General features: G+C 70.9%; 12 protein-coding genes. 2 read left to right on the top strand and 10 right to left on the bottom strand.

The features are described from left to right. Positions 1-2: 2 nt before the first annotated feature. Entirely contained in the window at positions 3-1,166 is a 1,164-nt protein-coding gene (locus tag LMA02_RS08245) for a M20 aminoacylase family protein (protein ID WP_228907581.1), read from the bottom strand. A gap of 355 nt (positions 1,167-1,521) precedes the next feature. Here LMA02_RS08245 and LMA02_RS08240 point away from each other — a divergent pair, with 355 nt between their 5' ends. Further along, positions 1,522-2,592 carry a type IV toxin-antitoxin system AbiEi family antitoxin gene (locus tag LMA02_RS08240; RefSeq protein ID WP_228907627.1) on the top strand — a complete coding sequence of 357 codons (1,071 nt, stop codon included), beginning with the start codon at positions 1,522-1,524 and terminating at the stop codon, positions 2,590-2,592. Further along, entirely contained in the window at positions 2,561-3,466 is a 906-nt protein-coding gene (locus tag LMA02_RS08235) for a nucleotidyl transferase AbiEii/AbiGii toxin family protein (protein ID WP_228907580.1), read from the top strand. The genes LMA02_RS08240 and LMA02_RS08235 overlap by 32 nt, the downstream gene beginning before the upstream one ends. Positions 3,467-3,508: 42 nt before the next feature. Here LMA02_RS08235 and LMA02_RS08230 read toward each other — a convergent pair whose 3' ends face one another. The 9 genes from LMA02_RS08230 to LMA02_RS08190 form a co-directional block, all read right to left on the bottom strand. Further along, the gene (locus LMA02_RS08230; RefSeq protein WP_228907579.1) at positions 3,509-3,931 is read right to left on the bottom strand and encodes a PIN domain-containing protein; all 423 of its coding nucleotides are present in this window, start codon (positions 3,929-3,931) and stop codon (positions 3,509-3,511) included. After that, the gene (gene vapB, locus LMA02_RS08225; RefSeq protein ID WP_228907578.1) at positions 3,928-4,194 is read right to left on the bottom strand and encodes a type II toxin-antitoxin system VapB family antitoxin; all 267 of its coding nucleotides are present in this window, start codon (positions 4,192-4,194) and stop codon (positions 3,928-3,930) included. The genes LMA02_RS08230 and vapB overlap by 4 nt, the downstream gene beginning before the upstream one ends. A 278-nt stretch (positions 4,195-4,472) precedes the next feature. Then, positions 4,473-5,489 carry a GNAT family N-acetyltransferase gene (locus LMA02_RS08220; RefSeq protein ID WP_228907577.1) on the bottom strand — a complete coding sequence of 339 codons (1,017 nt, stop codon included), beginning with the start codon at positions 5,487-5,489 and terminating at the stop codon, positions 4,473-4,475. After that, positions 5,489-6,328, bottom strand: coding sequence for a formyltransferase family protein (locus tag LMA02_RS08215; RefSeq protein WP_228907576.1), 840 nt, complete (start codon positions 6,326-6,328; stop codon positions 5,489-5,491). The genes LMA02_RS08220 and LMA02_RS08215 overlap by 1 nt, the downstream gene beginning before the upstream one ends. Before the next feature lie 86 nt (positions 6,329-6,414). After that, positions 6,415-8,703 (bottom strand): TonB-dependent siderophore receptor, encoded by a 2,289-nt coding sequence (locus LMA02_RS08210; protein ID WP_228907575.1) that lies wholly within the window; start codon positions 8,701-8,703, stop codon positions 6,415-6,417. A 46-nt stretch (positions 8,704-8,749) separates the two neighbouring features. Further along, positions 8,750-10,126 carry a lysine N(6)-hydroxylase/L-ornithine N(5)-oxygenase family protein gene (locus tag LMA02_RS08205; protein WP_228907574.1) on the bottom strand — a complete coding sequence of 459 codons (1,377 nt, stop codon included), beginning with the start codon at positions 10,124-10,126 and terminating at the stop codon, positions 8,750-8,752. Positions 10,127-10,160: 34 nt separating this feature from the next. Continuing rightward, a complete protein-coding gene (locus tag LMA02_RS08200) occupies positions 10,161-11,186 on the bottom strand; it encodes a GNAT family N-acetyltransferase (protein WP_228907573.1) in 1,026 nt (341 codons plus the stop codon). Next, positions 11,176-16,170, bottom strand: coding sequence for a non-ribosomal peptide synthetase (locus tag LMA02_RS08195; RefSeq protein ID WP_228907572.1), 4,995 nt, complete (start codon positions 16,168-16,170; stop codon positions 11,176-11,178). The genes LMA02_RS08200 and LMA02_RS08195 overlap by 11 nt, the downstream gene beginning before the upstream one ends. Positions 16,171-16,179: 9 nt before the next feature. Beyond that, positions 16,180-25,872, bottom strand: coding sequence for a non-ribosomal peptide synthetase (locus LMA02_RS08190; RefSeq protein ID WP_228907571.1), 9,693 nt, complete (start codon positions 25,870-25,872; stop codon positions 16,180-16,182). Positions 25,873-25,993: the final 121 nt, after the last annotated feature.

Genomic DNA, 25,993 nt, shown 5'->3' with positions numbered 1-25,993 from the left:
CGTCACACCAGAAACGTCTCGGCCAGCTTGACCCAGTACGACGCGCCGTTCGGCAGTACCGCGTCGTTGAAGTCGTAGCCGGGGTTGTGCACCATGCAGCCGCCCTCGCCGTCACCGTTGCCGATGATCAGGTAGCAGCCCGGCCGCTTCTCGAGCAGGAACGCGAAATCCTCGCTGCCGGTGAGCGGCACCATCTCGTCGATCAGGTTCGCTTCGCCCACCCATTCGCGCGCGACGCCGCGTGCGAACGTGGTCATCTGCGCATCGTTGACGAGCACCGGGTAGCGGCGCTGGTAGTCGATCGTCGCGGTCGCGCCGAACACGGCCGCCTGCGCATGAATGACTTCCTTGATGCGCGTCTCGAGCAGGTCGCGCACCTCGGGCTTCAGCGCGCGCACGGACAGGCGCATCTGTGCGCGATCGGGGATCACGTTCGGCGCGTCGCCCGCGTGGATCGCACCGACCGTGACGATCGCCATGTCGAGCGGCGACACGTTGCGCGACACGATCGTCTGCAGCGCGATGACGATCTGCGCGCACACGACGACCGAATCGATCGCCTTGTGCGGCACCGCGCCGTGGCCGCCGCGCCCCTGCACGTCGACGATCACGGTATCCGACGACGCCATGAACGGCCCCGGCAGGAAGCCGAACTTGCCCGTCGGGAAGCCCGGCATGTTGTGCATCGCGAAGATCGCGTCGCACGGGAACTGCTCGAACAGTCCGTCGTCGAGCATTTTCTTCGCGCCGCCAAGCCCTTCCTCGGCCGGCTGGAAAATCAGGTTCAGCGTGCCGGAAAAGCGCCGCTCGCGCGCCAGGTGCTTCGCGGCCGCGAGCAGCATCGCCGTGTGGCCGTCGTGGCCGCACGCATGCATCTTGCCGGGGATCGTGCTCTGGTACGGCAGGCCGGTCGACTCGTGGATCGGCAGCGCGTCCATGTCGGCGCGCAGGCCGAGGCGCTGCGTGCCCTTGCCGACCTTCAGCTGCGCGACCACGCCCGTGCCGCCGAGCCCGCGGTACACCGTATAGCCCCATGCCTGCAACTGCTCGGCAACGAGGTCGCTCGTCGCGAATTCCTCGAAGCCCAGTTCGGGGTGGGCGTGAATGCGGTGCCGGATCTCGATCATTTCGTCGGCGAGGCCTGCGGGGATCACGCTGTGCGTCACAGTGTCGTCTCCTGGGTTCAGTGGGGAATGTGCAGGCAAGGATAGTCCGTTGAGCGGCAACCGAACAGACAGAAAGTCGTCGCGGCGACAACCTGGAGTTGCCGGTCGGTCATCTCAACACATGAGAAATCGTCCGTCGGCGGAAACCGACCATCCGGGCGACTGCCGCGCCTGAGCCGGATTCGCGACACTGGGTGTACGGTCTCGATTTCTCAGGTGGGAAGGTGTGTTGATTGCCGTTAGACATTCCGGAATAATTCCGTCACATCAAAGAGTTGAGCGTTCTTGTTCATTTTTTGACGTCTGTACATTTTTTGTGTACGATGACGGAAAAGTGAACAAGCGATTCCTCCCGATGCCCGAGAACGCCACCCTGTCGATAGCGGAACAGCACGTGCTCGACGAAGCCTGCGCTGCGTTCGAACGCGCGACCCGACGCTTCAACGCACGGCCGGTGCGCGTGCCGGCCGCATCCCGCGCGCATGCCGACGCGATGATCCGCTTCGGCATCGGCGGGCAGACCTTCGAGATGCCCGCCGCCGTGACCGTCGGTGTCGAATCGGTGCAGGACGCCCGCGCGGCGCTGCGTCGGCGCGGCGGCGCCCCGCTGCCCGGCGAGCGGCAGCTGATGCTGGTCGCGCCGTATGTGTCGGCCGAGCTGGCCGCGCACCTGACCGATCAAGGCATCCCGTTTCTCGATACCGCCGGCAACGCGAGCCTGATCCTGCCGGAGGCGACCGTGCTGATCTGCGGCCGGCCGAAACCGGCCCGCACGCCGCGCCGGCAGGCGTCGCGCGCGACGACGCCCAAGGGGCTCGCCGTGATGTTCGCGCTCGCGACGCAGCCGGGCCTCGTCGCGCAACCGTACCGGGCGATCGCCGCCGCGTCGGGCGTCGCGCTCGGCACGGTCAATCTCGCGATGGACGACCTCCTCGCGCGCGGCCTCGTCGCGCAGCGGCGCAATGGCGAGCGCCTGATGCCCGACTGGCCGCGCTTCGTGCAGGAATGGGTCGCGCTGTATCCGAGCCGCCTGCGCGCGAAACTGCCGGCCCGGCGGTTTGCCGCCGTCACGCCCGACTGGTGGCGCGACTTCGATTTCGCGGCATTCGATGCGCGGCTCGGCGGCGAACCGGCGGCCGACCTGCTGACGCACGACCTGAAGCCAGTTGTGATCACCGTCTATACGCACGGCACCGTGTCGAACCGCCTGCTGCTCCAGGCGCGCCTGCGCCCGGACGAGCGCGGCGACGTCGAGCTGCTCGAAGCGTTCTGGCCGCCGTCGCCGGCGCTCGACTGGCGCGAGCAGGACGTGCCGCTCGTGCCGCCGCTGCTGATCTACGCGGATCTCGTCTCGTCCGGAGACAGCCGCAATCTCGCCGCCGCTGAACACATCCATGACCGATACCTTGCCCACCCGCCCGCTTGAGGTCGACGCGCGCCGGCCGCTCGAGCCGGCGGCGGCCGCGCTGCTGCAGGCGGTCGGCACGACCTGCGTGCAACTCGACACGGCATTTGTCGTCGCCGGCGCAACCGCGCGCGACATCCTGATGTGGCATGTCCACGGCATCCGGCCGGTGCGAGCGACGCGGGACGTCGACGTTGCGGTGTGCGCGGTGAGCTGGCCGTTTCACGAGCGGCTCGTCGATGCGCTCGTCGCGACCGGGCAATTCGCGCGCGCACCGAAGCATCAGCAGAAACTGCTGTTCGACAGCGGGACGCGGGGATTTCGCACGGAGCTCGATCTCGTGCCGTTCGGGCCGCTCGAAGCACCGCCAGGCGAAATCGCGTGGCCGCCGCGCGGCGAGTTCGTGCTGAACGTGCTGGGCTTTCAGGAGGCGGTCGATACGGCGCTGGCCGTGTCGATCGGCGCCGATATCGCGGTGCCGGTGGCGAGCCTGCCGGCGCTCGCGCTGCTGAAGTTGCTCGCGTGGAAGGATCGGCGCGCGCGCCAGAACAGCGACGCGTACGACCTGCTGTTCCTGCTCACGCATTTTCACGACGCGGGCAATCGCGAGCGCATCTGGGACGTCGCGCCCGATCTGCTCGAACGGCACGGTTTCCAGCCGGAGTTGGCGGCCGCCGGGTTGCTCGCGCGCGATGCGAAGCGGATTGCTTCGCCGCAAACGCACGATGCGATCCGCGCGCTGTTATCGGACGAAGCGGTTTACGCAACCCTCGCGCAGGACCTGCAGGCCCGCGCGTTCGCGCTGTTGCCCGGCGAATTCAACGATGACGCCGACCGGTATCTCGACGCGTTCCGCAGGGCTTTCCTCTCGGAACCGCCCGTTCCTCGCGCGTGACGTGCTGCCGCGCGACAGTAACGACATCGTGCATTCGCCACCCTAGGCCGAGGCTGCCCAGTCTTCGAGCGACAACCCCGCGACACGGCTGAATTCGCGACTGTTGTTCGTTACAAGCACGGCACCGGCCGCGATCGCGTGACCGGCGATCGACGCGTCGTTCGCGCCGATCGGCGTGCCACGTGCGGCAAGGTCGACGCGAATCGCGGCCGTTGCATCGACTGCCGCGGTGTCCCACGACAGCACGCCATCCAGCCGCGTGACAAAGGCCGTCACGAGTTCCGCATGCTTCGGCGACGCCTTTCTGCCGACTGCGCCGAACCGCATTTCGGCATAGGTGATCGCCGACACGACGATCCGGTGCTGCGCATTGACGCACGACTGCAACCGGGACAACACCGCGGATGGCCGCTCGCGCATGATGAACGAACAGATGTTCGTATCGAGCATGTAGAGCGTCGTCACCGGTTCGACTCCGTCGGTGCATCGTCATCGGCGCCGGGCAGGTCGAAACGACCAAGTTCGACGACCGTCGGGCGCTCGACGAGGAAGTCGGCATCGGCCCGTGGTTCACTCGCGAACGACAGCCACGTCGGCCGCACCGGACGCAGCAGCAACGTGTCGCCCTCGCGGCGGATCTCGAGTTCCGTCACACCCTCGAACTCCATGTCCTTCGGGATGCGGATTGCCTGGTTACGGGCGTTCTTGAAAATGGAAACGGTGCGCATGAGCCACTCCACAGGAGTACGATGCGCCCATTCTAGGCATATGCTGACATATGTCAACGTTAGGGAACGTGCTCCGGGGATCGCGCCCGATGCTATCGCGGGTGTGCTTGCCATGTCGGCGGGACCTGTCCGTGATGAGGATGCAATCCATTCTTCCTCATGCCGCCCGCCCGATCCATATCCCGAACGGCCGATGTCGGCGGCCCTTCAAGCCGCGCGAAACGTCGTCGCTTGCGAATTGACGCATCGGCGCATCGACGCTTCGCGCCCCCGTCCCATCACGGCAACCGGAAAGTGTCGAAGAATGTCTCGCGCTCCATCACGGTGAGCGCCGCGCGCTTGTGCGGAAAGTCGAACTCCTTCAGCGTGTAGAACCCGAGCCGATGCATGTACGCGATATGCCGCACGTGATCGACGCGCGGCTCGCCGACGAGCCGCTGCGTGCGCGGTTCGTCGACGAACATGTAGTGCAGCACCCCGCTCCACCATGCATGCAGCTTGCCCGCGCTCTGGAAGCGCGAGTCGCCGATCAGCAGATGCAGCCCGCGATCGTAGTCGTGCGCGTCGTAGAACGGCGCGAGGCGATCCTCCTTCGCCCAGTAGAACTCGAAATAGCCGAACGGCGTATCGTCGAAATAGCCGATCATCGGATGCATGTGCGGGTCGGCGAGCCGCTCCGCGAGATACGCGGCGTGCTCGTCGCGCGTGCCGCGCTGATCCCAGAAATGCGCGACGCGATCGAGGTTCATCCAGTCGCTGAACAACTGCGCATGTTCGTCGATGTCGACGGTGCGCAGGCTGAACGTCATCCCGACCTGCGGCATGTAGCGCGCATAGATCTCGCCGGCCGGCGACGGCGGCCGCACCGGATGCCGGTGGCCGTTCGTGATCGCATAGCGCAGCGGCATCCCGCCCGATGCAGGCGCCTTCAGCCACGGCCGCGGGTTCTGCCAGAACGTCGCGCGCGATGTGCTCAGCCGCAGCCGGTCGCCCACGACCTGCGCGCCGTCAATCACGCCCTCGCGCACCGCGCGCTCGACGTACGACGCGACGGCCGCCGGCTCGGCGCCGCCGAGCGGCACCGATACCGTCGCCGCGTCGTGCCGCGTGTCCGTGTTGAACAGGGCGACGAATTCCGCAAGCAGCGCGGCCGGCGCATCGTCGGGCCGCCACGCGTCGAGCGTGCGTTCGGCGGCAGCCGCCGCATGCGCGGGCGCGGCGCCGTCGAGCGCCGCGGCCACCTCGCCTTCGACGGCGTCCGCCGTGCCGGCCGGTTTCGTGAGCGTGTCTTCCATCACAGTACTCCCGCGTCGTGGCGGTCGGCGAGGATGTGCAGCCCCCGCTCGAGCGCCGGAAACAGGCTGCGCTGGAAGTTGTTCCAGCGCAGTTCGAGAATCGTGTCGTCCGGCGCGATCGGCGTGTCGAGCACGTCGCAGATCACCTCGCCGGAATCGATGCCGTTGTCGACGTAGTGGAACGATGCGCCCGTCATCGTCACCGGAGCGACGCGCGACGTCGCGCCGCTCGCCCAGTCGACCCGTTCGCCGCGCGCGCCGTGCAGCGCATCGAGCGTCGCCCACGCGCCGCGCCGCTGGTACGGCGAATCGTCGGCCGTGATGCCGGGGTGGATGTTCGCGATGCGGCGGTGAAAGCGCGCGCCGGGACGCACGAGCTCGTCGAGGATCACGAGCAGCCCGTCGAGCACGACCACGTCGGCGTCGAGTTCGAGCAGGCGTTCGAGCAGGCGGCGCTCGAACGCCTGCTTGCCCGTCACGCGCTCGCGCGCGTCGCGCGGCAGCCGGCGGTACGTCGACGCGATCGTGCAGAACAGTTCGTCGACCGGGCGGCCCTGCACGGTCAGCCCGTCGGGCAGGATCCACGGGCGGCCCGGCGTGCGCGCGAACCCGTAGTCGGCGACCTTCGCGCGATCGGCGGGCGACCCTTCGTCGTCGTCGACTATCACGCCCTTGAGCGTGTAGCGCTCGCCGAGCGGCGAGTCGTTCAGGCGCTCGACGAGGAATTCGAGCGGCGCCTTCATGTAGCGCGTGCCGCCCTGGTAAGCGACCGGCTGGCCGGCGCGATCGGCCGCGCCGTTGCGCAGCGACTGGATGTAGACGAGATTTTTCTTCGGCATGGAGGCGTCGTGGAAAAAGCGGACGACGGCGCCGCGACCCGCCCGCACCGGCACGAAGGCCGGCCGGCGCGCCGCGGCGCGCGGCGTCACCAGTTGTATTTCGCGGTGGCGAGCACCGTACGGTCGGTACCGAAAATGCACACGCTCGTCGACTGGCAACCGCTGATGTAGTGGCGGTTGAACAGGTTCGTCCCGTTCACGGCAAAGCGCCAGTTGCGCGTGTCGTAATGCACGCCCGCATCGAACAGCGTGTAGCTCGATACCGTCAGCGAGTTGTCCGCCGCACCGGCCGACGCACTCTGGTAACGCACGCCGCCGCCCAGGCCGAAGCCCGTGAGCGGCCCCGTGTGCCACGTCCAGTCGGCCCACAGCGACGCCATCTGGCGCGGCCGCGGAATGTCGACCGGCCAGTTGTTCAGCGATGCGTCGTTGGCCTTCACGTTCTTCACGTCCTGGTACACGTAGGACGCGATCAGCGACAGGTTCCGCGTGAGCTTGCCGGTCGCGTTCAGTTCGATCCCGCGTGAGCGCACTTCGCCGGTCTGGATCGACGTCGTGCCGGCCGGATCGAGATTCAGCGGCGTCGGCGTGAGCACGTTGGTCTGGTTGATCTGGTAGATCGCAGCGCTCAGCATCATGTTCTTGCCGGGCGGCTGCCAGCGCAGGCCGGCCTCGATCTGCTTGCCGCGCGTGGGCTGCGGCAGGCCGCCGCCGTACAGGTTCACGCCGATCACCGGGTTGAACGACGTCGCGTAGCTGATGTACGGCGACAGCCCGTAGTCGCCCTGGTACGTGAGGCCCACGCGGCCGGTGAACGCCGTGATGTCGGCCTTCGACTGCGTGCCGCCCTCGCGGTCGTCCAGCCGCTGGTTGACCCAGTCCTCGCGGCCGCCGAGCGTCAGCGTCCAGCGGTTCCACTTGACCTGGTCCTGCACGTACAGCCCGAACGTGTTCATCGTCGTGTACGTGTTGGTACGGTACGTGGTGTTCGGCGGCGAGAACACGGACAGCGTGACCGGCGTGTAGACCGGGTTGTAGATGTTCAGCGGCGGCGCGGCGGCCAGCCATTCGCTGTCGGTCGCGGTCTGCCGGTTGTACTGGAAGCCGAGCAGCAGCGTGTGCTCGAGCGGCCCGGTGCCGAAGCGGCCCTGCAGGTTGTTGTCGATGTCGAAGCGGCTGTAGTTCGTCTGGAACACGCCGGCCCAGCGGTTGATGTCGGTCAGGCTGCCGTCCGCCAAGCCCGCGCCGAACACCGAACCGTTGTCGAGCGACAGGTGCATCCAGCGCACGTTCTGCCGGAACGTCCACATCGAGTTCAGGTTGCGCTCGAACTGATAGCCGAGCGACCACTGCTTCTTGCGGTAGTAGTTGAAATTCGGGTCGCCGCCGTAGACGTCCTTGTCGAGCTGCCCGTTCGGGTTCGGCAGCACCGTGCCTTGCGCCGGCAGGAAGTTCGACGAGATGTCGCCCCAGTCCTGCAGGTACGTGGCCGACAGCGTCAGCGACGTATCGGCGTCGGGGCGCCAGCGGAACGACGGCGCGAGCGCGACGCGCTGGTCGTTGTTCGGGCCCGTCAGCGCGTTGCCGTCACGCGCGACGCCGACGAACCGGTACGCGTACTTGCCGTCCGCGTCGAGCTTGTCGCCGACGTCGATCATGAACTGCTTGCGCGCATAGTTGCCGAACTGCACGCCGGCTTCGCGCACGCGCTCGCCGTCGGCCGTCTTGGTCTGCACGTCGATGATCGCGCCGGGGTCGCCCGCGCCGTACAGCACCGACGTCGGCCCGCGCAGCACGGTGATGCTGTCGATCATGTACGGATCGACGCGCCAGCTCGACAGGTTCAGCGTGTTCGGCACCTGCAGGCCGTTCACGTAGGCCGTCGGCGTGAAGCCGCGCAGCGCCGCGTACCAGTCGGAACGGTTGTCCGAGCCGTACGACGAGAAGCCCGGCACGTAGCGCAGCGCCGCGTTCACGTCGGTCGCGCCGGTCATCTCGATCTGCTGCGCGGTGACGACGTTGATCGTCTGCGGAATTTCATTGATCGACGTATCGGTCTTGGTGCCGGTCCTGCTGCGCTTCGCGACGAGACCGACCGTGCCGTCGCCTTCCGGGCCCGCGTTGACGTTGATCGCCGGCAGCGTGCCGGTCGCCTGGCCGTTCGGCGCGTTGGTCGACGAACCGGTCGACGAACCGGTCGGCGCGCTGGCCCCCGCACTCGCCGCCGCACCGTTGCGCGCACTGTCGGCCGACGTCGCGGCGCCTGCGTTCACGGCCGGTGCCGTCTGCGCGAATGCGTGCCCTGCCGCCATCCCGAACGTCACGCTCGCCGCGGCCGCGATCGCACGCAAACGCGTGCCTGTTGCCCACTCCATCTTTCTCTGCTCCACTTTTTTGATGCGGTCTCCGACCGCGCCTTTGTCAAAGAGCGAAAGCCATGCGGCCCGCGCTCGCCCCGTTTTGATGTCGTTGTTCATGCAGTGCCCGGGCCGCGCCATCATCATGGGCGGGCGCGATCCCGTCCTCGAGCGACGCGCAGATCTCGTCCGCGCGGCGTGCCAGCACCGACAGCAGCGTGTCGGACAGGCCGTGGCTGTCTTCGCAGCAGCCTTGCAGGTAGATGCGCGGCGCGAAGTGCTCGGGCGTCGCGAGCAGGTAGTCGCGCGTGACGTCGCCGCGCGTGAGCGCATCGCCGAGATGCGGCGCGAGCCCTTCGAGCAACGCCGAATGCGTGTCGCGCCGATAGCCGGTCGCGAGCACGAGCGCGTCGAAGCGTTCGACGCGCGTCGCGCCGTTCATCCGGTCGCGCAGCGTCAGCTCGATGCGGCTGTCGGCGGTGCGCACCGCGCCCTCGATCGCGCTGTTCGCGAGCAGCGCATGACGCGGCGTGCCGTCGATGCGCTGCAGGTACAGCATTTCGTAGATCTGCTCGATCAGCGGCCGGTCGACCACCGCGTAGTTGGTGTCGCGGTAGCGCTCGAGCAGCGCGCGGCGTGCATCGTGCGGCTGCGCGTAGACGACGTCGGTGAACTCGGGGCTGAAGATCTCGTTGACGAACGGACTGTCGTCTGCCGGCTTCAACGCGCCCGCGCGCATCACGAGGTTCGCGTCGACATGCGGGAAGCGGCGCGCGAGGTCGATGAACACCTCGGCCGCGCTCTGCCCCGCGCCGATCACCGCGACGCGGCGGCGTTCGCCGTCCGGCGCGGCGACCAGCCGGTCGATGTCGGTCAGGTACGACGACGAATGGATCACACGATCGCGGCCGAGCGCGGCGAACGCATCCGGCACCGCCGGCGTGCCGCCGACGCCGACCGACAGCGCACGCGTCACGCGCTGGCGCTCGCGGCCGGTCGCGTCGCGCGACAGCACGCGCAGCGCGTCGATCCGAGCGCCGTCGCCGCGCACGGGCTCGATCGCCATGACGGTCTCGCTGTAATGGACGTGCTCGTCGAACGCATCGGCGACCCAGCTCAGGTAGTCGTGGAATTCGACGCGGGTCGGATAGAAGTTCTTCAGATTGACGAATTCGTTCAGACGGCCGCGTTCGAACAGATAGTTGATGAACGTGTAGCGGCTCTTCGGATCGCGCATCGTGACGAGATCCTTCAGAAACGAGATCTGCATCCGGCAGTCGTCGAGCAGCATGCCGCGGTGCCAGCCGAATTCCGGCTGTCGTTCGATGAAGCAATGGGCGAGCGGGCGCGCCGCACGCCGCTCCTCCAGACGGATGGCCAGCGCCAGATTCGACGGCCCGAAGCCGACGCCGATCAGGTCGAATACGGTTTCTCTCTGCATGTCTCTCAGCTCCCTTGTCGGTGAAACCGGCCCGTCAGACGTGACGGCCGGAAAAGAAGGTCTCGCGCAGCGTGCGCATCCACAGCGGCTGTGCGTCGGCGAGCGCCAGACGGCGCTGCCGCGCGAAGCCATGCCGCGCGAGGGTGTCGACGACCCGCGCGCGGCCGGCCGGGACCGCGCAGCCGACCGCTTCGGTGCGCGGGTCGTCGAGAAACAGGTAATGCACGACGGACGGCAGCCAGCCGGCCACGCAATGCGGGCCGCGCCAGCGCGACTCGCCGACCAGCATCCGCAGCCCGCGGTCGTAGTCGCGCGCGCCGACGTGCGGCGCGAGCGGGTCTTCCTTCAGCCAGAACGCCTCGACATACGCGAACGGTTCGCCGTCGAAGCAGCCGACGAGCGGCGTGACGTGCGGATCGGCGTCGGGCGCCGTGCCGTGGGCGCCGGGCTGCGTGCCCGGCCAGCCGTCGCGCACGCGCGGCTCGTCGAACCAGTGCGCGACGCGTGCGGCGTCCTCGCCCGGCTGCCAGCCGCGCAACGTGAAGCGCACGCCGAGCGCCGGCAGGTCGCGCGCATACACGTCGCCGCGCGGCGCGGGCGGCCGGCGCGGATGACGCCGGCCGTCGGTCAGCATCGGCAGCGTCGCGCATGGCAGCGGCGTGCCGACGCGCCACAGATCGGCCTGCTGCGCCCAGCCTTCGCGCATGCACAGGCCGCCGTCGGCGAGCACGCCGCTCGCGCGCAGCGCATCGCGCGCGACCGCCGGCCACGCGGCCGGGTCGAGCCGGATCGCCGCGCGGCGCACGTCGTCGGAAAACGCGGCGGCGAGCGCGGCCAGCAGCGCACGGCGTTGGTCGGCCGGCGCCGCGCGATGGTTGTACGCGACGAGGCGCAGCGTGCCGTCGTCCGCGAGTTGCGCGCGCAGCAACTGCGCGCCGATGCCGTCGCCCTGCGCGACGCGGATCTCCGCGTCGTCACGCACGGCGAACAGGCCGTCCGCGAACGCGAGACGACAGGTGTCGGGCATCGTGAATCCGTCCGGACGCACTTCAGCCAGCATCACGCACCTCCTGCTCCGCTTCGGCCGCGGCCTCGACATGCGCGCCGAGCGCTGCGAGCGTCGGCGACGCGAACACGTCGGCTACCGTCAGCGCATGACCGGCGCGGCCGGCCGCGTCGACGAAGCGCACGACGTCGAACGACGTCGCGCCGGCCTCGAACAGGTCGGCGTCGGGTGCGGGCGCGGCCGTCGCGAACGTGTCCGACCACAGCGCGGCGAGCGCGGCTGCCGCGTTCGGCGCGACGTCGCTCGACGCCGTGACGCGCGGCGCGGCCGCGGTCGCCTGCGCGGCGAACAGCGCATCGGGCACCCCGAGCGCCGCTTCCGGCGCACCGGCAAAACGCGCGACTTCGTCGTGATAGAGATCGACGAGCGCGTCGACGACGCGGCCGTCGAGCAGTTCGTCCGCATACGAGAACGCGGCGCTCACGCGCCCGTCCGGATGCTCGACGACGTCCAGCTCCAGCGTGAACACCACGCGATGGCGCACGTCGTCGAATTCGGCGAGCGACAGGCCGCCCCAGTCGCGCGCGGCGGCGCCGGTCGGGCGCAGGTAGTTGAACATCACCTGGAACAGCGGATTGGCGTGCACGGCACGCGGCGCGCGCAGCGCCGCAACGACGTCGGCGAACGGCACGTCGGCATGCGCATACGCGGCGAGCGCCGTATCGCGCACCTGCGCGAGCACGTCCGTGCGGCTGGCTGCCACATCGAGCCGCGTGCGCACGACTACGGAATTGATGAACAGACCGAGCGCATCGCGCGCCGCGTCGCCCGTCAGCTCACGCGTCGACGCGAGTACGCCGACCGGCTGGTCGGCCGCGCCGGTCACGCGGAACAGCGCGGTGTTGAGCGCCGCGTGCAGCAGCATCGGCAACGTCGCGTGCGCGGCCGACGCGGCGTCGCGAGCGGCACGGATCAGCGCCGCGTCGAACGCGAACGCGATGCGCGCCGCACGCCATTGCGGGACGGCCGGCGCGTTTGCGCGCTGGGGCAGCACGGACGACGGCAGGTCGGCCAGCGCGTCGCGCCAGTACGCGACGCGGGCGGGATGGCACGGCGCGGGCAGCACGAGCGACGTGCTTTCCGTCGTTGACGCTGCCGGTGCCTGTGCCGCCGCTGCCGAAGCGTCGCCCCGCACGAGCGCGACATATCCCGCACGCACCGCGTCGAGCCACAGCTCGATCGATTCGCCATCCGACACGATGTGATGGATCGTCACCGACAGCACGTGATCGTCCGCGCCGAGCCGCAGCACGCGTGCGCGCCACAATGGCGCGTCGGCCGCGAGATCGAACGGCGCGAGCGCATCGGCGTCGGTCAGCGCCGCCGCGCGGGCGAGCACGTCGGGCTGCGCGGACAGGTCGACGAGCGGCAGCGCGACGGGCGCCGCGGCGTCGATGCGCTGGCCCGGCAGCATGCCGTCGCGCGCGACGAGCCGTGCGCGCAGCGCCGGATGCGCGGCCGCCGCCGCCGAAAACGCCGCGCGCAGCGCAGCGACGTCGAGCGGACCGCGCACGCGCAGCGCGACCGGGATGTTGTACGCGGCGCTGTCCGGCTGCGCGCGCCACAGGAACCACAGGCCGAGTTGCGCGGGCGACAGCGGCCACACGCCATGCGCATCGGGTTTGACCACCGCGACGCCCGGCGCCGCGGCGCCGGCGTGCGCGGCGCGCGGCGCGTCGGCCACCTGGCGCGCGTATTGCGTGAGCACCGGCGCTTCGAACAGCGCCCGCACCGGCACGTCGCGGCCGAGCCGCTCGGCGACGCGCGTCGCGACGCGCACCGCCGCCAGCGAATGGCCGCCGAGTTCGAAGAAGTGATCGCCGCGGCCGACGCGTTCGACGTTCAGCACGTCGCGCCAGATCGCCGCGAGCGCGGTTTCGTCGCCGTCGTGCGGCGCTTCGTAGGTGCGTTCGACGCGCACCGGGGCCGGCAGCCGCGCACGGTCGACCTTGCTGTTCGCGTTGCGCGGCAGCGCGTCGAGCACGATCAGCTGCGCGGGCACCATGTAGTCGGGCAGCGTGCGGCGCAAGTGCGCATCGAGGGTCGCGGCCTCGACCGGCTGGGTGGCGGCCTGCGCATCGGCGCTCAGTTCGACGTACGCGACGAGCTGCGCGTGCGCGCCCTGCCCGTGCACGACCGCGCATGCTTCGCGCACCGCGTCGTGCGCGGCCAGCTGGGCCTCGATCTCGCCGAGTTCGATGCGCAGCCCGCGCAGCTTCACCTGGTGATCGACGCGGCCGATGAAGTCGAACACGCCGTCCGCGCGGCGTCGCACGAGATCGCCCGTGCGGTACAGGCGCGCACCCGGCGCGCCGTACGGATCCGGCACGAAACGCTCGGCCGTCAGCGCGGGACGATCGAGGTAGCCGCGTGCGACGCCGATCCCCTCGCCGCCCAGGTAGAGTTCGCCGATCACGCCGACCGGCAGCGGATGCAGCCGCTCGTCGAGCACGTGCGCGGTGCGCGCGCCGACCAGCGTGCCGATCGGCAGATACGCAGCGTCACCCAGCTTCGCGAGATCGTCGCCGGGACGGAACATCCACAGCGTCGGCGTGATCACGGTTTCGGTCGGGCCGTAGCCGTTGACCACGCGCACGTTCGGCATCGCGCGGCGCAGCATCGCGAACGCTTCGCGCGACGTCGCTTCGCCGCCGACGGTCAGCGAGCGCAGCGTCGGCGGCGCCCCATGCGCGAGCGCCCATTCGGCGAGCTGAGCCGCGCAGCCGGGCGGCACGTAGGTCATCGTCACGCCGTCGCGGACCATCATCGCGCAGGTCTGCGCGGGCGGCCACAGCACGTCGGCCGTCACCGACACGGCGGCACCCGACAGGTATTGAGAAAACCAGCCTTCGTGCGCGCCGTCGAAGTTGACCGACTGGAACAGCAGGAACACGTCGTTCTCGCCCGCGCCGTAGCGCTCGGCAATCGCCACGCAATGCCGTGCGAACGCCGCGTGATCGACGATCACGCCCTTCGGCTTGCCGGTCGAGCCCGACGTGTAGATCGCATACGCCGCATGGCCGGGCAGCACGTCCGGCAGCGCGACGTCAGCGGCCTCGTCGAGCGCGTCGACTTCGTCCGCGCGCCAGATGCGCAGTGCCGGCAACTCGGGCAGCGAGGCGACGCTCGCGCCGTCGGTCAGCACGTGCGCGATGCCCGCATCGCCGACGATCTGGGCGAGCCGTTCGCGCGGATGAGCCGGATCGAGCGGCACGAACGCGGCGCCCGACTTCAGCACCGCGATCAGCGCGACCAGCAGGTCGACCGAACGCTGCAGCGCGACGCCGACGCGCATCTCGGGCCGCACGCCGGCCGCGACGAGATTGCGCGCGATGCGTGCCGCGCGCGCGTCGACCTCGCCGCGCGTCAGCGCGCGATCGATGTCGGCGACGCCGCGTGCGTCGGGCCGTGCCTTCGCATGCGCGGCGATGCGCGCGTGCACCGCCACGAACGGCTCGGCCTCGGCCGCGCCCGCCGGTGCGTTCCACGCGAACAATTGCGCGCGTTCGTCGGCCGGCAGCCAGTCGAGATCGCCGATCGGCAATTCGGGGCGAGCGAGCGCATCGCCGAGCAGCGTGACGAAGCGTGCGGCGAGCCGCTCAATCGCGTCCGCATCGAACAGGTCGAGCGCGTAGATGAATGCAGCATCGAACGTGCCGTCGGGCGTCGCCTCGACGGCAAGCGTCAGGTCGAATTTCGCGGACGGCGTGCCGGACGGCAGCAATGCGGCCGACGCCGCGCCGAGCGCCGGCAGCGCGCGGCGCTCGCCGTATGCGGCCATCACCTGGAACAGCGGATGGTGGCTGGCGCTGCGCGGCACGCCGAGCGCGTCGACCACCTGCTCGAACGGCACGTCCTGGTGCATCTGCGCATCGATGAGCGCGCGCTGCGTGCGCGCGACCAGCGACGAGAAATCACCGTGTGCCGGCACGTCGACGTCGATCGCGAGCGTGTTGACGAAGAAGCCGATCAGACCGGCCGTTTCCCCGCGCTCGCGGTTCGCGGCCGGCACGCCGACGCAGATCCGCGCATCGCCGGTCGCACGCGCGAGCAGCGCGTCGAGCGCCGCGAGCAGCACCGCGAACGGCGTCGCGCCCGACGCGGCCGCGAAGGCGCGCAGCCGAGCACCGATACGGGCGTCGAGCGAAAACACATGGCGTGCGCCGCGCACGCTGCGGCGAGCGGGCCGCGCGGCCGCACCGGGCAGCGTGAGCACGCCGCGCTGCGGATCGAGCCGTTCGCGCCAGAACGCCAGCTGGCGATCGCGCTCGCCGGCATCGAGCCAGCGGCGCTGCCACAACGCATAGTCCGCGTACTGGATCGGCAGCGGCGCGAGCGGCACCGGCTGGCCCGACGCATACGCGCGATAGAACGCCGCGAACTCGTCCAGCATCACGCCCGACGACCAGCCGTCCGACACGATGTGGTGCACGGTCAGCGCGAGCCAGTGATGCGTCGCGTCGAAGCGGATCAGGTGTGCGCGCACGAGCGGCGCCGCGCCGAGATCGAACGCCGCGGCTTCGTCGGCCGCGGCGACGCTTTCGGCGCGCGCGACGCGCTGCGCATCGGGCAGCGCGTCGAGATCGGTTTCGCGCCACGGGCAGCGCAGCGGCGGATGAATCGTCTGCGCGACGCCGTCCTCCGCTTCGTCGAAGGTCGTACGCAGCGCTTCATGGCGCGCGATCAGCGCATCGCACGCGAGCCGCAGCGCGTGCGCGTCGAGCGGGCCCGTCAGCGCGAGCCGCTCGGTGATGTGATATGCGTCCGGCGCGTCGATCAGCCGGGCGTGCAGCCACAGCCGCGTCTGCGCGAACGACGCCGGCACACGATCGCTGCGCGGCGTGCGCGGCGGGATCGGCAGCACGCGGAAATCGATGCCGGCCGCGCCGAGCTTGTCGATGAACACCGCGCGCTGCGCGTCGGGCAGTTGCGCGAAACGCGTCGCGAGCGCGAGCCAGTCGGGTTGAACCTTCGTCATCCGTCGTCCTTATTGGGTTTCCAGTTCGCCGAGCAGCGCGTCGATCGCGCTCGCCGCGTCGGTCCCGCCCTGTGCCGCGCAGGCCGCGTCGATCGCATCCGCGCAGCGTGCGAGCGTGCGGGTGTCGAACAGCGTGCGCAGCGGCAGCGCGAGACCCCAGTGCAGGTTCGCCTGCGCATGGGCCTGCGTCGCGAGCAGCGAGTGGCCGCCGAGCAGGAAGAAATCGTCGTCGCGGCCGATCGCGTCCACATGCAGCACGCGCTGCCAGATCGCGGCGAGCGCGCGCTCCGTGTCGGTTGCGAGCTCGACGGCCGCGGCCGCCTCGCGCACCGGCGCCGGCAACGCATGGCGGTCGCACTTGCCGTTCGGCGTGACCGGCAGCGCGTCGAGCTCGATCAGTTGCGACGGCACCATGTACGCCGGCAACTGCGCGCGCAGCGAATCCAGCAGTGCCGCACGGTCGAGCGACGCCGCGTCGCCGCGTGCGACATAGCCGATCAGTTGCTCGTCGCGCACGATCACGACCGCGTCGTGCACGCCCGGCGCCATGCGCAGCAGCGCCTCGATTTCGCCGGGTTCGATCCGCTGGCCGCGCAGCTTCACCTGCGTGTCGATGCGGCCGAGGTAGTCGAGTGCGCCATCGGCGCGGCGTCGTGCGAGGTCGCCGGTGCGATACATGCGCGCGCCCGGCACGAACGGATCGGGCACGAAGCGCTCGGCGGTCAGCCCGGGGCGGCCGAGATAGCCGCGCGCGAGGCCCGCGCCCGCCAGATACAGTTCGCCGGTCGCGCCGGCCGGCACCGGCTGCCATGCCGCGTCGAGCACGTGCAACTGCAGGTTCGCGATCGGATGGCCGATCGGCACCGCGACGGCGCTCGCGTCGTCAGGGCCGCAGGTCCAGTGCGACACGTCGATCGCGGCTTCCGTCGGCCCGTACAGGTTCACGAGCGTCGCGTTCGGCATGAGCCGTGCGACCTTCGCGACGAGTTCGGGCGCGAGCGCTTCGCCGCTCGCGACGATCAGGCGCACGCTGTCGCATTGCGCGGCGGCCGAGAAATCGTCGAGATACGCGGCGAACGCGGCCAGCATCGACGGCACGAAGTGCAGCACCGTCACGCGGTGCGCATGGATCGCGGCCGCGAGGCGGGCCGGATCGCGGTGGTCGCCGGGCGCGGCGATCGCGAGCTTCGCGCCGATCGCGAGCGGCCACACGAATTCCCATACCGACACGTCGAAGCCGAACGGCGTCTTGTGCAGCACGACGTCGTCGCGCGTGAGCCGGTACGCGTGCTGCATCCACGCGATCCGGTTCGCGAGCGCGCCGTGCGAGTTGCCGGCGCCCTTCGGCTTGCCGGTCGAGCCGGACGTATAGATCAGGTACGCAAGGCGGGCGTCGTCGATGTCGGTCGCGACGTCGGCGGCGGCTTCGTTCGCTTCGTTCGCTTCGTTCGCCTCGTTTGCTTCGTCGGCGAGCAGATCGGCCACCGTCAGCAGCTGCGTCGTCGCGTCGTCGCCGAGCGCGGCCTCGACCTGCTCGCGCAGATGAGCCTGCGTGATCGCGACCGCCGGCCGCGCGTCGCGCAGCAGGTACGCGATGCGCTCGGCCGGATAGTCGGGATCGACCGGCAGGTACGCCGCGCCGGCCTTCAACACGCCGACGAGCGCCGTCACCATGTCGAACGAGCGCTCGACGCACAACGCCACGGGCGTATCGGGCCGCACGCCGCGCCGGCGCAATGCGGCGGCGACGCGCGTCGTGTTCAGGTCGAGTTCGCGATAGGTCGCGCGTTGCACGGCGCCGTCGGCATCCGCGTATTCGAGCGCGATCGCATCGGGTGTCGCCTGTGCGGCGGCCGCGAATTGCAGATGCAGCGGCTGCCGTTGCGCGTGCGGCCACGTCCGCGCGGTGTCCTGCGCGCGCGCCAGTGCGGCGCGCGCCGCGTCATCGGCGATCGACAGCGTGCCGAGCAGCGCATCCGGCGTGCGGGCCAGCGCGTCGAGCGCGCACGCGAACGCGCGGTGCCAGGTCTCGACCTGGTGCGCATCGACGCGCGCGGTGTCGTAGCCGTAGTCGATCGTCAGCTCGGCACCGCTCTCGATCACGAGCGTCAGCGCGAAATCGGTCGCTTCGATGCTGCGCACGTCGCTCAGCGCGAGCGCACGCGGATCGGCGTCGCGCACCGTCTCGTCGACCGGATAGTTCTCGAATACGACCAGCGTGTCGAACAGGGCGCCGCCGGCACCGCGCGCCCAGCGCTGGATATCGGCGAGCGGCGTGTGCGCATGCTCGGCGGCGGCCGCGTTCTCGCGTTGCAGCGCCTGCAGCCAGTCGGCCGCGCGCTGCTGCGGCGCCGGCGCCGTGATCACCGGCAGCGTGTTGATGAAGAGGCCGAGCACCGTGTCGACGTCCGCCAGCGCATCGGGACGGCCCGCGACGGTCGCGCCGAACGCGACGGCCGGCTGGTGCGTCATGCGCTGCAGCGCGAGCGCCCACGCGCCCTGCACCAGCGTGTTGACGGTCAGCTTCAGCGCACGCGCCGTTTGTGCGATGCGCGTCATCGCATCCGCGTCGATCGTCGCGCGCCACGTGACCATCTCGGCGTCGGCGCGATCGGCCACGCGTTCGGCGATCAGCGTCGGCGCATCGAGCCGCGCGAGCCGGTCGGTCCAGAAGCGTTCGTCCGCGGCGCGATCGCGGGTGCCGAGCCACGCGATGAAGTCGCGATAGCGCAGCGCCGGGCGGCTCGCGAACGGCGACACCGCATCGGGGTCGCGATAGTCGCGCAGCACGTCCGCGAGCAGCCGCGCGGTGCTCCAGCCGTCGAGCAGCACGTGGTGACGCGTCCAGACGACGCGCCACGCGTCGTCCGTCACGCGGATCAGCGTGAGCCGCATCAGCGGCGGCTCGCGCCAGTCGAAACCGCAGGCGCGGTCAGCCACGAGCCACGCGTCGAAATCGGCGTCGAGCGTGTCGCCGCGCGTGCGCCAGTCGAGCTGCTCGACCGGCATTTGCGCATGGCGATGCACGCATTGCAGCGGCGCGGCCTCGTCGGGCATCACGCTGGTGCGCAGGATGTCGTGGCGCGCGACGGAGGCGCCGAACGCGGCCGCGAGCCGGTCGGCGTCGAGCGCCGTCGCGGTCGCGACGAGCTGGTTCACGTAGCTGGCGTGACCGGGCACGAACAGCGCATGGAACAGGATCCCCTGCTGCATCGGCGACAGCGGATACACGTCGTCGATCGTGCGCCAGTCGAGCGGCGCGCGTTCGATCGCGGCCTGCGTGAGGCCGGCGGCCTGCGCAAGCGGGAAATCGCCCGGCGTCGCGCCGCCGCCGCGATGCGCGACCCGCGACGCGCAGGCATCGGCGAGTTCGCGCAGTGCGGCGGCAAAGCGCTCCGCGAATGCGTCGATCGTCGCGCGCTCGAACTGCGGCGCGCCGTAGACCCAGTGAACCTTCAGCGTGCGTGCGCCGTCGCGATCGGTATCGAGGTACGCATGGATCGCGAGCGTGTTGCCGAGCGGGCCTTGGCGGTCGCGCTCGATGCCGGTGCCGCCGAAGCGCGGCACGAGCGTCGCGGCGCGCGGCGCGTCGAACTGGCCGAGATAGTTGAACGTGACGCGCGGACGCGGCACGGCAGCCAGCGCCGCACGCGTCGCCGCATCGCCGTAGTGCGCGAGCACGCCGAAGCCGAGCCCCTTGTGCGGCACCGCGCGCAACGCATCCTTGACCGCGCACAGCGTGTCGCGCGCGGTGGCTTCGACCGGCAGCGTCACCGGATAGTGGCTCGTCAGCCAGCCGATCGTGCGGCTCGCGTCCGCATCGTCGAACAGCGCTTCGCGGCCATGTCCTTCGAGTTCGACGCGGCACGACGCGGCGCTGCCGGCACCGGCCAGCGCCAGGGCGAGCGCCGCGCCCAGCAGTTCGATCGTCTGCGTGCGATACGCGGCGTGTGCGTCGGTCAGCGCGGCGCGGGTCAATGCCGCGTCGATCGTCTGCACGACCACGGCCGCATCGGCGTTCGTCGCCGGTGCGTCGGGATGGTCGGGCACGAGGTCGTCGCCGTGGGCCATGCCGGCCCAGTATGCGGTTTCAGCAGCGAACGGCGATGCGGGCTGCGTCGCGGCACGCGCCAGGCGGGCGGCCCATGCATCCGCGCGCAGGCCCGGCAGCGACAGGCGAGCCGGCACGCCCTCGCATTCGGCGCGATACGCGGCGTCCAGGTCGTCGAGCAGGATGCGCCACGACACGCCGTCGACGATCGCATGGTGGATCGCCAGATACAGTTGCGTCGAACCGTCCGGCAGCCGCGCCGCACAGGCGCAGGCGAGCGGCCCGCGGCCAAGGTCGAGGCGGCACTGCAACGCGTCGAAGCGCGCCAGTGCGTCGGCTTCGTCGCGGGCGGCGACTTCGACGAACGGCAGCGCGTCGTACGGCTTCGCCGCATCGCTCGCGTGCCACTTGCCGTCCGCGCCGCGCGCGAAGCGCTGACGGAATGCGTCGTGATGGGTCAGCAACGCATCGAACGCACGCGCGAAGGCATCGGCGTCGAACGGGCCGCGCACGTCGAACGCGACCGACTGGTTCCAGTGGCCCGGATGCGGCACGTCGAGCGCGAAGAAGCGCTGCTGCGCGGGCGTCAGGATCGCCGCGGCAGCGGGTGCGGACTGCGCCGGCGCCGGCGTGGTCGTCATTGCAGCGGCGGCGTCCCCGGTCTTCGCGATGCGTGCGAGTTCGGCGACCGTCGGGCCATCGAACAGCTGCTTCGGCGTGAAGCGCACGCCGCGCTTGCGGGCGCGCGCGATCACCTGCAGCACGAGGATCGAGTCGCCGCCGAGTTCGAAGAAGTTGTCGTCGCGACCGACGTGCGGCGCCTTCAGCACCGCTTGCCAGACTTCGGCGAGCGCCGTCTCGACCGGGCCCCGCGGCGCGTCGCCGGAAGCCGTCGCCACCGGCGCGGCCGCCCGTTCGCGCAGCGCCGCGCGATCGATCTTGCCGTTCGCGGTCACCGGCAGGCCGGCGAGCGCGACGAATTGCGCGGGCACCATGTAGTCGGGCAGCGTCGCGCCGAGCGCCGCGCGCACGGCGGCCTCGTCGAATGCCGCGCCGTCGCGCATCACGACGAACGTCGCGAGCCGCAGGCGGCCGTCGTGCTCGATCGCGAGCGTCTCGGCCTGCGCGATCGGGCCGGCCGCGCGCACCGCCGCGCTCACCTCGCCCGGCTCGACGCGATAGCCGCGAATCTTCACTTGATCGTCGATGCGGCCGAGGAACGCGAGACGGCCGTCCGTGCGCAGACGCACGCGGTCGCCGGTGCGATACAGGCGTGCACCGGGCGTGAACGGATCGGGCACGAAGCGCTCGGCGGTCTGCGCCGGTCGGTTCAGGTAGCCGCGCGCCACGCCCGGCCCGCCCAGATACAGCTCGCCCGTTGCACCGGCCGGCACGCACGCGCCGAACGCGTCCAGCACCAGCGCGCGCGCATTCGGCAGCGGCACGCCGAGCGGCACGCCGCTCGCCGGATCGCGCGTATCGGCCGCGATCGACGCGGTGTCGCATGCAATCGCGCCGACGGTCGCTTCGGTCGGCCCGTAATGGTTGATCACGCGGCAGGCCGGCGCGAGCGCGGCCAGGCGCGCAACGAGCGCCCACGTCAGCGTTTCGCCGCCGGTCACGAGCGCGTGGCGCGGCAGCACGTCGGCCGGCACGCGCGCGTCGAGCAGCGCCTGCAGATGGCTCGGCACGATCTTCAGCACGCCGACGTCGCGGCGACGCATTTCCTGCGCGAACAGGTCCGGATCGAACGCGCACGCGGCCGGCAGCAGATGCAGCGTGCGGCCCGCGCATAGTGCGCCGAACAGCGTCGTGTGGCCGAGGTCCGCGGCGACGGTCGACACCATCGCGAACGATGCGTCCGGCGCGAACGCGAGTTCGTCGAGCATCCCCTGCACGTAATCGGCCAGTGCGCCGTGCGACACGACGACGCCCTTCGGCGTGCCGGTCGAGCCCGACGTATAGATCAGATAGGCGCCCTGTTCCGGATGCGGTGCGACGCGCACGCCGGCCGCATGGGCGAGCGTCGCGTCCTGCGCGAGCGTGTCGACGTCGAGCGGCTGGGCGTCGAGGCCGGCCGGCCACGCGGCCACATCCGCGACGAGCGCCCGGCGTGCGCCGCAATCGGCGGCCGCGGCCGCCAGGCGCGCGGCCGGCTGCGCCGGGTCGAGCAGCACGGCCAGCGCGCCGGCCTTCAGCGCGCCGAGCAGGCCGACGACGAAGCGGGCCGAACGCTCGATGCAGACGATGACGGGCGCTTCGGCCGTCACGCCCTGCAGCTTCAGTGCGTGCGCGATGCGGTTCGACGCGTCGTCGAGTTCGGCGAACGTCAGCGACGCCGACGCATCGGCCAACGCGACGCGATGCGGATAGGCGGCCGCCTGCCGCGCGAATGCGGCGACGATGTCGGCGTGTTCGACACTCAGCGCACGGCCGTCGCGCGGCTGGCGCGTCGCCGGCGACGCATCGCACGGCAGCGCGGCCGTCGCGCATTGCGGTTCATGTGCGGCGCACGCGAGCAGCGCCGCATAGCTGTCGAGCCATGCGCGCGCGGTATCGGCGTCGATGCAGTCGGTCGCGTAGGCGGCGACGAGTTCGATCCCGTTCGCGTCGTCGGTGAAGTCCAGCGCGAAGTCGAAGCGCGCGGCGAGATCGGGGCCCGGCGTCGCCACCGCGGTCGCGCCCGGCAGCACGCTATCGTGCCGCGCATCGAACTGCTGCGCGAATTTCACGCGCAGCCATTCGTCGCCGCGCTTGACGGGCGGCTTCACCGCATCGACGACGCGCTCGAACGGCACGTCCTGGTGCGCGACCGCGTCGAGTGCCGCCGTGCGTGCCGCGTCGACCAGCGCGCGGAACGGCAGCGTCGGCGCCACGCGCACGCGCAGCGCGACCGTATTCAGGAACAGGCCGAGCAGCGCGCGCGTCTCCGGGCGCTGACGATGCGCGACCGGCACCGCGACGACCACGTCCGTCTCGCCGGTCAGGCGCGACAGCCATGCGTCGAGCGCGGCCAGCAGCACCGTGAAGACCGTGGCCTGCGCGTCGCGCGCAAGACACCGCACGTCGGCCGCCGCCGCGTCGGGCAGGCGGACCGACACGCGTGCGCCCTGCAGCGTGCGCGTCGCGCCCGGCTGGCGGTCGACCGGCAGCGCGAGCGGGCCCGGCACGTCGCGCAATGCGCCGCGCCAGTAGTCGAGCTGACGCTCGCCTTCGCCGCCGGCGAGCATGTCGCGCTGCCAGTCCGCGTAGTCGGCGTACTGGATCGGCAGTTCGGGCAACGACGGCTCGCGGCCTTGTGCGTAAGCGCGGTACGCGGCCGACAACTCGTCGAATGCGCAGCGCGAGCTCCAGCCGTCGGTAATCGCGTGGTGCGCGGTCAGCAGCAGCCGGTGGCGCTCGTCGGCGAGCACGACGAGCGTCGCGCGCAGCAGCGGCCCGCGCGACAGATCGAACGGCGCGCCCGCGTCGCGTTCGGCAATGCGGGCGGCTTCCGCGTCGCGTGCCGCCGGCGGTTGCTCGCGCAGGTCGAGCGTCGTGATCGCCACCGGCAGGTGTGCATGGATGCGCTGCATCACGATGCCGTCGTCGTTGTCGACGAGCGTCGTGCGCCACGCGTCGTGCCGCTCGATCACGTGATCGAGCGCGCGCTGCAGTGCCGCGCGGTCGAGCGCGCCGTCAATCGTCCAGTGCGCGGCGATGTGATAGGCAGCGCTTGCGTCGCGCGTTTGCGCGAGTACCCAGAAGCGTTGCTGGGCGAGCGATGCCGCGCGATCGACGTGCGGCACATCCAGATCGGCCGGCACACGGCGCGCGGCGATCGCGGCCAGCGGTCCGCCCGTTTCGCGTTCCGCGCGATCGACGTGCGCGGCGAGTTCAGCCAGCGCCGGATCGGCGAACAGCGAGTCGAGCCGCAGGTTCACGCGCAACGCGGCGCGAATCGCGGCCTGCAGTTGCATCGCGGCGAGCGAATCGGCGCCCAGTGCGAAGAAGCGGTCGTCGCGCGACGGCGTCGCATCGAGGCCGAGCAGCGTCTGCCAGAAGCCGGCGATCTGCGCTTCGGTCGGCGTGCGCGGTGCGTCGCCCGCCTGTTGTTCGGTGTCGCGCGCGGCGGCAATACGCTCGCGCAGCGCGGCACGGTCGATCTTGCCGTTCAGCGTATACGGCAGCCCAGCGCAGCGCACGAACCGGTGCGGCTGCCACGCGGCGGGCAACTGCGCGCCCACGTGCGCCTTCAGCGCGGCGTCGGCGGCGGCCGCGCGCAGCGCGACGCACGCGATCAGCCGCGTCGGCCCGTTGCCGGTTTCGGCGATCACGGCCGCGTCGGCCACCGCCGGATGCGTGCGCAGGCACGCGGCGATTTCCGCGGGCTCCACGCGCACGCCGCGCACCTGGACCTGGTCGTCGAGACGGCCGAGATAATCGAATGCCCCGTCGGCGCGCAGGCGCGCGAGGTCGCCGGTGCGGTACACGCGCGCACCGGGCTCGCCGTGCGCATCGGGAATGAAGCGTTCGGCCGTCAGCGCCGGGCGGCCGTGATAGCCGCGCGCGATGCACACGCCGCCGAGGAGCAACTCGCCGCCCTCGCCCGACTCACCGGCCTCGTCGCCATCGATACGCGCGACACGCGGACCGATCACGCGGCCGATCGGCAGCGACGCATACGCATCGTGGACGGCCAGCTCGGGCGTGTCGCCCGGCTCGACCGGCCACAGCATCGGCGAGATCACGGCCTCGGTCGGCCCGTAACCGTTGATCAGGCGCACCGACGGGAACGTGCGGCGCACGAATTCGAATGCCTGCTGCGGCAGTGCTTCGCCGCCGAACGCGAGCACGCGCAGCGCCGGCGGCACGCCGTCGCGCGCGGCGTGCGCCGCGAATTCGCGCAGGTAGGCCGGCGGAAACGCGGCGACGCTCACCGATTCGCGCACCATCAGCGCATGGGCGGCATCCGGCGCGAACGGCTGCGGCGGCGCAATCGTCACGCTCGCGCCGACCGCGAGCGGCGCGAGCCAGCATTCGTGCGCGGCGTCGAAATTGACCGACGCGAAATGCAGCAGGCGGTCGCCGCCTTCGATCGGCAGCGCGGCCGCGAGCGCGTCGCAATGCGCGGCGAGCGGCCCGTGCTCGACGACCACCGCCTTCGGCGTGCCGGTCGAGCCCGACGTATAGATCATGTAGGCGGCCGCGCGCGGATGCACCGGCACGTCTTCGTCGTCGGCGAACGCGGCGGCATCCGCGCCGTCACCGGCGGCCGACATCGCGTCGAACGCGTGTTCGAACGGTGCGCCGAGCGCCGCGCGGCCCGCCGCATCGACGATCCCGTGACGCAGCTGCGCATCGCGGACGATCCAGTCGAGGCGCGCGGCCGGATGACGCGGATCGAGCGGCACGAACACGCCGCCCGCCTTCAGCACGGCCAGCAGCGCGACGAACAGCTCGCACGAGCGTTCGACGCAGACGCCCACCCGCACTTCCGCGCCGACCCCGGCCGCGCGCAGTTGACGGGCCAGGTGCGACGCACGCGCGTCGAGCGCGCCGCGCGACAGGCGCAGGTCGTTCTGGAAAGGCGCGGCGAGCGCGGGCGCGTCGGGCGCACGGCGCGCCAGGTCGCGAATTCGGTGGTGCAACGCAGTCGGGAAACTCGTCATGTGCGTGAAGTCCTTCGGTCCGGCCGCTTCGGCCAAGTCTCGGGGCCGCAAGGGGCGGCTTCACTGGTGTGACGAACGGCGCGGCCGGTTTTTTACCGTTTTGCGTGCAAAGTCCGAACTG

Source organism: Burkholderia sp. B21-005 (assembly GCF_020843965.1).
GTDB classification, from domain to species: Bacteria; Pseudomonadota; Gammaproteobacteria; order Burkholderiales; family Burkholderiaceae; genus Burkholderia; species Burkholderia ambifaria.
The sequence above is the reverse complement of the archived record's forward strand: the minus strand, read 5'-3'. Positions and strand labels throughout refer to the sequence as shown.